Source organism: Xanthomonas sp. LMG 12460, from assembly GCF_009192895.1.
GTDB classification, from domain to species: domain Bacteria; phylum Pseudomonadota; class Gammaproteobacteria; order Xanthomonadales; family Xanthomonadaceae; genus Xanthomonas_A; species Xanthomonas_A sontii.
The window spans coordinates 1-8,009 of sequence record NZ_NKUH01000155.1; the positions used below are offsets into that span (position 1 = coordinate 1).

6 protein-coding genes are annotated in these 8,009 nt (G+C 67.3%); 3 read left to right on the top strand and 3 right to left on the bottom strand.

What is annotated here, in order from left to right; all coding sequences use genetic code 11:
* Positions 1-380: 380 nt before the first annotated feature.
* Positions 381-2,357, bottom strand: coding sequence for a DNA helicase Rep (rep, locus tag CEK66_RS20110; RefSeq protein ID WP_010340793.1), 1,977 nt, complete (start codon positions 2,355-2,357; stop codon positions 381-383).
* Between the two features lie 132 nt (positions 2,358-2,489).
* Between rep and CEK66_RS20115 the strand changes: the two genes are divergently transcribed.
* Positions 2,490-3,110, top strand: coding sequence for a thymidine kinase (locus tag CEK66_RS20115; protein WP_017907968.1), 621 nt, complete (start codon positions 2,490-2,492; stop codon positions 3,108-3,110).
* A gap of 165 nt (positions 3,111-3,275) precedes the next feature.
* Positions 3,276-4,040 carry a sel1 repeat family protein gene (locus CEK66_RS20120; RefSeq protein ID WP_017912190.1) on the top strand — a complete coding sequence of 255 codons (765 nt, stop codon included), beginning with the start codon at positions 3,276-3,278 and terminating at the stop codon, positions 4,038-4,040.
* A gap of 203 nt (positions 4,041-4,243) precedes the next feature.
* Here CEK66_RS20120 and CEK66_RS20125 read toward each other — a convergent pair whose 3' ends face one another.
* Together CEK66_RS20125 and mutM are read right to left on the bottom strand one after the other, a co-directional pair.
* Positions 4,244-5,848, bottom strand: coding sequence for a glucan biosynthesis protein D (locus CEK66_RS20125; RefSeq protein ID WP_039726155.1), 1,605 nt, complete (start codon positions 5,846-5,848; stop codon positions 4,244-4,246).
* Between the two features lie 408 nt (positions 5,849-6,256).
* The gene (mutM, locus tag CEK66_RS20130; protein ID WP_152238063.1) at positions 6,257-7,069 is read right to left on the bottom strand and encodes a bifunctional DNA-formamidopyrimidine glycosylase/DNA-(apurinic or apyrimidinic site) lyase; all 813 of its coding nucleotides are present in this window, start codon (positions 7,067-7,069) and stop codon (positions 6,257-6,259) included.
* A gap of 437 nt (positions 7,070-7,506) precedes the next feature.
* Between mutM and CEK66_RS20135 the strand changes: the two genes are divergently transcribed.
* Entirely contained in the window at positions 7,507-7,995 is a 489-nt protein-coding gene (locus CEK66_RS20135) for a hypothetical protein (RefSeq protein ID WP_152238064.1), read from the top strand.
* The last annotated feature ends 14 nt before the right edge of the window (positions 7,996-8,009 follow it).

Sequence of the window (8,009 nt, forward strand, 5' to 3'; positions counted from 1 at the left end):
GGTTGGGGTGAGGGTACGGCACGAAGCGACCTGCGGAGATTGAGGACACGAAGCTCCGCCGCACCCCCATCCGCCCCTTCGGGGCACCTTCCCCAAAAGGGGGCCGTGGTCCCGCAGGGAGAAGCAACAGCCGACTAGCCCCTCTCCCTCCGGGAGAGGGGTTGGGGTGAGGGTACGGCGCGAAGCGACATGCAGAGATTGAGGACACGAGGCTTCGCCCGCACCCTCATCCGCCCCTCCGGGGCACCTTCCCCCAAAAGGGGGCCGTGGTCCCGGCGGGAGAAGGAGCAGCCGACTAGCCCCTGCGCACATCCGCACGTCCCCTCCCAGCCACGGCGCTCACAACGCACCCCGCCATTACGACTCCCCAATCCCGGCTCTCAATCAAACAACGCCTGGATCGCCGCCAACCCTGCATTCGCGCGTTCCTTCTTGCGCGCTGCGTCGGCCACCGGGTCGGCGCCGTCGCGCTGCATTTCCTCGGCCGGGATCTCGTCGAAGAAGCGGCTGGGCTTGAGCCGGATATGCTCGCCGAACTTGCGGGTGAGCTTGCTGTAGCTCATCCACAGCTGCTCCTTGGCGCGGGTGATGCCCACGTACAGCAGGCGCCGCTCTTCCTGCAGGTTGCCCTCTTCCAGGCTGACCTCGTGCGGCAGCACGCCGTCCTCGCAGCCCACGATGAACACGTAGCGGAACTCCAGGCCCTTGGACGCGTGCATGGTCATCATCCGCACCTGGTTGCCGCCGTCGTCCTTGTCGTTGCGCGACAGCAGCGCCAGCTGCGCGGCCAGGTCGCCGACGGTGGCGCCGCGCGGTCCGCCCTCGAACCACTTGGCCAGTTCCTCCAGGTTGCCGCGGCGGCGCTGGAAACTCGCTTCGTCCTTGCACTGGCTGCGCAGCTCGCGGATCAGCCCCGACTGCTCGGCGAGCTGGCGCACCACGTCGGCCGAGGACAGCGTGGTCGAGGCCGCGCGCAGTTCGTGCAGGATGTCGACGAAGTCGCTCAGGCCGTTGGCCGCGCGCGGCGGCAACTGCTGCAGCGCGCCCACCGACTCGGCCGCGCGCGACATCGGCAGGTGCTTGGCCGAGGCCAGTTCGGCCAGCTTGGCCAGCGAGGTCGCACCGACCTCGCGCTTGGGCGCCTGCACCGCGCGCAGGAACGCCGCGTCGTCGTCGGGATTGACCAGCAGGCGCAGCCAGGACAGCACGTCCTTGACCTCCTGCCGCTCCAGGAACGCGGTGCCGCCGGTGATGTGGTACGGCACGCTGGCCATCTGCAGCGCCTTTTCCAGCGGCCGCGACTGGAAATTGCCGCGGAACAGGATGCAGAAATCGCTCCACGGCACCTGCTTGGCGGTGCCCAGATAGGCGATCTCGGCGGCCACCTTCTCCGCCTCGTGCTCGCTGTCGCGGCACTCCCACACGCGGATGCGCTCGCCATCGGCCTGATCGCTCCACAGCGTCTTCAGATGCTCATGCGGGTTGTGCGCGATCAGGGCATTGGCCGCGCGCAGCACGCGGTTGGAGCAGCGGTAGTTCTGCTCCAGCTTGATGATCTGCAGGGCCGGGTAGTCGCGGCCCATCTGCATCAGGTTTTCCGGGTTGGCGCCGCGCCAGGCGTAGATGCTCTGGTCGTCGTCGCCCACGCAGGTGAAGTTGCCGCGCGGGCCGGCCAGCATCTTCAGCAACCGGTACTGCGCGTCGTTGGTGTCCTGGCTCTCGTCCACCAGCAGGTAGCCGATGCGTTCGCGCCAGGCCATCACGATGTCCTCGTTCTCCTCCAGCACCTGCACCGGCAGGCGGATCAGGTCATCGAAGTCCACCGCGTTGAAGGTGCTCAACCGCGCCTGGTAGCGCTCGTACAGGCTGGCCGCTTCCTGCTCGCGGTTGCTGCGCGCCGCCGCCATCGCCTGCTCCGGCGACAGCCCGGCGTTCTTGGCGCGCGAGATCAGGTTCTTGGCGTCCTCGATGGCATCGGGCTTGGCGCCGGGCATCAGGTCCTTGATCTGCGCGGCGGCATCGTCGGCGTCGAAGATCGAGAAGCCGCGCTTCAGGCCCACCGCCGCGTGTTCGATCTGCAGGAACTTCAGCCCCAGGGCGTGGAAGGTGCAGATGGTCAGGCCGTCGGCGGCCTCGCTGCGGATGCGCTTGGCCACGCGCTCGCGCATTTCCTTGGCCGACTTGTTGGTGAAGGTGATCGCGGCGATGCGCTTGGCCGGGTAACGGCCGCTGGCGATCAGGTGCGCGATCTTTTCCACGATCACGCGGGTCTTGCCGCTGCCGGCGCCGGCCAGCACCAGCAACGGACCCTCGCAATGCAGGACCGCGGCGCGTTGGGGAGGATTGAGACCGTGCATGAAGACTTCCCTTGGCCGCGCATTGTAACGGGCACTGGCCGGCGCCGACGCCCCACCGCCGCGCCGGCGCTGAACCGGTTCGCGAACCGTCCGGCGGCCGGGGCGCGCGGCCGCCGCGCTAGAATCGGCGGCATGGCGAAACTGTATTTCTACTATTCGGCGATGAACGCCGGCAAGACCACCACGCTGCTGCAGTCGGCGCACAACTACCGCGAGCGCGGCATGCGCACGGCGATCCTGACGCCGCGGCTGGACCACCGCGCCGGCAGCGGCGTGGTCGCCTCGCGCATCGGTCTGCGCGCCGACGGCATGCCCTTCGTCGCCGACACCGACCTGCTGGCCACCCTCGAGGCCGACATCGCCAGCCACGGGCCGCTGCATTGCGTGCTGGTGGACGAAGCGCAGTTCCTCAGCCGCGCGCAGGTCTGGCAACTCAGCGAAGTGGTCGACCGGCTGCGCATCCCGGTGCTGTGCTACGGCCTGCGCACCGATTTCCGCGGCGAGCTGTTCGAAGGCAGCCAATACCTGCTGGCCTGGGCCGACGAACTGCAGGAGATCAAGACCATCTGCCACACCGGCAGCAAGGCGACGATGACCGTGCGCGTCGACGAGAACGGCCACGCGGTGCAGGACGGCCCGCAGGTGGAGATCGGCGGCAACGAGCGCTACGTGTCGGTCAGCCGCCCCGAGTTCAAGAAGATCATGCGCGGCGAAGGGCGCATCGATCCGCTGCAGATCGCACTGCCGCTGTAACTCGCATGCAACGCGCGACGCACCGCACTGGTGCGTCGGATCGGACCGCGATGAACCGCCGCTGACGATTGCCGCGCAGGCGCCCGTGCCTATGCCATCAGTCTATGGAGCGCGCCCAGGCGGCATGCCTAGAATCGCGCCGATCGCACTCATGGGATGAGGAACATGCTTTCGTTCAAAGGATTTTTTGCCGGCAGCGGCACCGCACTGGCCTGTGCCCTGCTGCTCGCCCTGCCCGGCCCCGCCGCTGCGGCCCCGGGCGACCACACCTTCCAGGACATCCCGGCGCAGGTGCTCACCGACGGCTTCCTTGAGGCGCACCTGGACCTGTTCTATCGCCGCGCCGGTATCCGCGCCGACAAGAAGGGCGAGTACGCCGAGGCCAGGAAGCAGTACCAACTGGCCGCACGCTATGCCGACAAGCCGTCGCAGGCGCGGTTGGGCGAGATGTACTGGGAAGGCCAGGGCGGCGCCGCCGACCATACGATGGGCTTCCTGTGGATGGCGCTGGCCGCCGAGCGCGGCTACGACCAGTTCGGCGCGCGCAAGATGGAGTACTGGAACCAGCTGACTCCGGACGAGCGCAAGCGCGCGGCCAAGCTCGACAAGTCGATGCTCGCCGACTACGGCGATCAGGTCGCCAAGCCGCGCCAGGAAGCGGTCCTGCGGCGCGAAGCGATGCGCAGCACCGGCGGCCTGCTCGGCCACTCCGGCGCGGCCGGCCCGCTGTCGATCAACGGCCCGCGTGGCGGCAGCATCGATCCGGAGGTGTTCTACGCCAAGCAGTTCTGGGAACCGAGCGCGTACTGGAAGCTGCAGGACCAGGTGTGGGACGGCCGCACCCCGGGCCGGGTCGACATCGGCGATGTCGAGGACATCAGCACGGAAGGCGCACCGCCAACGCCGCCGCAGGAGCCGGGCAAGCACTGAACGCGGCGCCATTCCCGCGTCGGGACTGAAGTCCCTCCCACAGCAGCTCAGTGCCGGGCCTGTGCGCCCCTGTGGGAGTGGCTCAGCCGCGACGCGCGAGGCGCACCGCACTCGCACCCCCGACTGCGTCGGGACTGAAACACCCGCGCAACCGCCCCATCCAACGAGCGCCCGATGCCGGCCGGCGCCGAGCGCTTCGCGGCTCAGTACAACTTGCGCTCGGCCGCCGGCGGCGGCGTCCACTGGTAAAGCCAGGTCTCGGTCAGCGGGCGCTCGCCGCTGCGCAGGTACAGGCGGATGTCGATCTGCTCGGTGCCGTCGTCCGGCGGCACCACGTCGAACATCGCGCGGTAGCCGGAAATCTCGTGCAACGGCCGCGCCGAAACGATCTCGGTGCGGCCGCGGTTGAGCTGCAGCACCGCCTCGACCTTGGCGTCCTTCTCCTTGCCCAGCTTGGCCAGTTCGCCGCCGACGAAATCCACCGCGAAGCGCCACGAGAAGTAATGCCGCTTCTGCCCGACCACGCCGCCCAGGCCGGTACGCGTGGCCACGCAGTGCGCCAGCGGCGAGGACGCCGGCGCCTGTGCGCCCCAGTACAGGCGGTAGCCGAACAGCAGCTCCTGGCCGGGCTGCGGCTTGTCCTGCGGATTCCAGAACGCGACGATGTTGTCGAAGGTCTCGTCGACGGTGGGGATCTCCACCAGTTGCACCGAGCCCTTGCCCCAGCCCTGCTTCGGCTCCACCCACAGGCATGGGCGCTTCTCGTAGAACACGCCGTCGTCCTGGTAATGATCGAAGTTGCGGTCGCGCTGCAGCAGGCCGAAACCGCGCGGGTTCTCGTCGACGAACATGTTGAAGCGCAGGTGCGGCGGATTGCACAGCGGCCGCCAGATCCACTCGCCACCGCCGGTCCACATCGCCAGGCCGTCGGTGTCGTGGATCTCCGGACGCCAGTCCCAATCCATGCGGCGGTCGTTCTCGCCCACCTGGTACATGCTGGTGCACGGCCCCAGGCCCAGGCGCTCGATGGTCTTGCGCGGATACAGCGCGCTGTCGATGTCCATCAGCAACACGTCGCCATTGGTGATCGCGAAGCGGTAGGCACCGGCCACGCTCGGCGAATCCAGCAGCGCGTACACCACCACCGTGTCCGAGCCGGCCTTGGGCTGCTCCAGCCAGTAGGCGATGAAGTCCGGGAATTCCTCCGGGCCGCCGGTGCCGGTATCGATCGCCAACCCGCGCGCCGACTGGCCGTACTGGCCCTCCTTGCCCACCGCACGGAAGTAGCTGGCGCCGAGGAAGGCGGCGAAGTCGCGCTCGGTGTCCTGCTTGGTGTTGAGGCGGAAACCGGCGAAGCCCAGTTCCTTCGGCAGCGGCTTGCCCTTCAGCCCGCTGCTGCCGTAATCGAACGCCGCGCTGTCGTAGGCCAATTCCTGCGCCTGCCCGTCGACCAGGTCGAACATGTGCACCGGGGTCTTGAAGTACAGGCCCAGGTGGAAGAACTTGGCCTGGAACTTCGGGCCCTGCTCGGCCGCCCACAACGCGTGGTCCTGGCGGTAGCGGATCGACTGGTACTGGTCCCAGGTCAAGCCCTCCACCGGCGCCGGCAGCGCCCGCTTGTGGCTCTGGTACGGCGCATCCGCCATGGCCCGCGCGTGGCCCTTGAGCCAGGCGTAGTCGAACGGCTGCGGCTTGCCCAGGCGGCGCAAGCCCACCGCAGGGGCCGCCTGGCCGAGCATCGGCATCGCCGGCAAGCCCATGGCGGCGAAGGCGGCGGCGGCGTTCTTGAGGAAATCGCGTCGTTGCATGGCCGGATCGAAACGGAAAAGGACGCCCATCATAGACAAGCGGCGCCGAAGGTGGCGGTGAGGGATGGTGCCCGTGGGTGCGAGCCCCGAACGCAGACGTGCTGGAGGTGGGCGGGCGGGCCCCGGCCGAGACAGTTGCCAACCCGACCACATCGGCGTCGCTATGCCCGAGTGGGCAAGGCCTCTTCGGGAGCCGCTAACGACGCGACAAGGCCCACCGAGAAGCCCAGCGACATGTGCGCTTGAGCCGACGCGTTACAGGTGATGCCCGTCGCGGCTGAATCGCGCTTGCGGTCGCGACGGCCCATCGTGCCGAGACGCTGCAAGACAAGAAGCGCGGTGCTGGCGGTATCCCAGCGGACGCCGGACCGCCTTCGTCGGTGCATGCAGCGCGATCGCGTTCGTTGCTCAGCGCTGGCAGTGGCCACACCAGACGCTGGCGCGTTGGCCGATGCTGGCGTGGCGCAGCGTGCGCCGGCAGCGCTTGCAGGCCTCGCCCTCGCGGCCGTAGACCGACAGCTCCTGCTCGAAGTAGCCCGGCGCCCCATCCGGGCTGATGAAATCGCGCAACGTCGTGCCGCCGCGCTGGATCGCATAGCCGAGGATCGCCTTGGCTGCCTCGGCCAGGCGTGCGTAACGGGCACGCGAGACGTCGCCGGCCTCGCGCAGCGGACTGATGCCCGCCTGGAACAGACTCTCTGCCGCGTAGATGTTGCCCACCCCGACCACGATGCGCTGATCCATCAGGAAGGTTTTGACCGGCGCGGTGCGGCCGCGGCTGAGCCGGAACAGATGATCGCCGTCGAACGCATCCGACAGCGGCTCCGGCCCCAGCTCGGCGAGCAGCGGATGGGTCTCCCCCGGCGCCTGCCACAGCAGGCAGCCGAACCGGCGCGGGTCGTTGAAGCGCAGCACGCGCCCGTCTTCCAGACTGATGTCGACGTGGTCGTGCGCCCGCGGCGGCGTGTCGCCCGGCAGCACGCGCAAGCTGCCGGACATGCCCAGATGCAACAGCGCACTGCCGACCGCGGTATCCAGCAACAAGTATTTCGCGCGCCGGCGAATGCCGTCGATGCGCTGCCCCGGCAACTGCTCGGCCACCTCCGGCGGAATCGGCCAGCGCAGATCCGGCCGCCGCAGGATCACCCCATGGATGCGCCGCCCCGACAGATGCGGCTCCAGACCGCGCCGGGTGGTTTCGACTTCGGGGAGTTCGGGCATGGACGCAGTCGCGGACAGTCGGTGGAGGAGATCGTCGGCAACTGTAGCACCGGGGTCGTCTATCCCTTGTCGGCCATGTCGCCGAGCCGCTCAAGGTGGGCAAGATGAGGGTGGTGTGGGGCGCCTTTGGTGAAAGTGTGCGATCCCCGGTGGCGCTGGTTGCGGGCTGCCTCGCCCTCGTCTAGCATCACGCACCTTGATGACAAGGATTGTCGTATGCGCAACGTGTGGTTTCCGTTCGCTCTACTGCTTCGCTCAGGGATGAGACGACCCGCCCGATGCCTGGTACCCCCCCTCTAGAACTTCCCAGATATTCTCCGCCGTTCCTTTGGCTGCCGCCGGCTTCGCTCTGTTGCGTGCCAATCGGCATCTGGCTGCACGCGCAGCCGCCCGATCCTGACTCGGCTGAGTCGATGGACTTTTTGCAAGGACGCACAATGATCACGCTTCACGGCACTCGCAACTCTTCTGGCGCTCTACGCTTTGCGATGGTTCTGACGCTGCTCGCCCTGTTCGCGAGTTCGGCATTCGCCGCAACCGAAGGGAAGAAGCAGCAATTCCTGGTCCGCGATACAGCGGGAAATTCATATGGACCCTACGACACACAAATTCAGGCGGAAGCGGCTATTAGGACCATCCCAGGACCATCTGATGCGCCCGATGCGTATCAATACGTGACAGAAATAAAGTCGACATCTCTTTCTGAAAAGGGTGAGGCTTCTATAATTTACTGGATGGGCAAAAAAGAACGGAAGCTCCAGTTCTGGGGAATCAATGGGCTGAGCGCCGATACCGAAGAAGATCTTGTAAAAAAGATGGTTGCGTCGCTAAATCAAGGTCATAGTCCTCCTTGCGCGTCGTCCACTTTCGTTAGAGTGAGCGACTGGTATCCCTACTCCTCAGAAAACAAGGCACTAGATGTGTAAACCCACTACGTTGT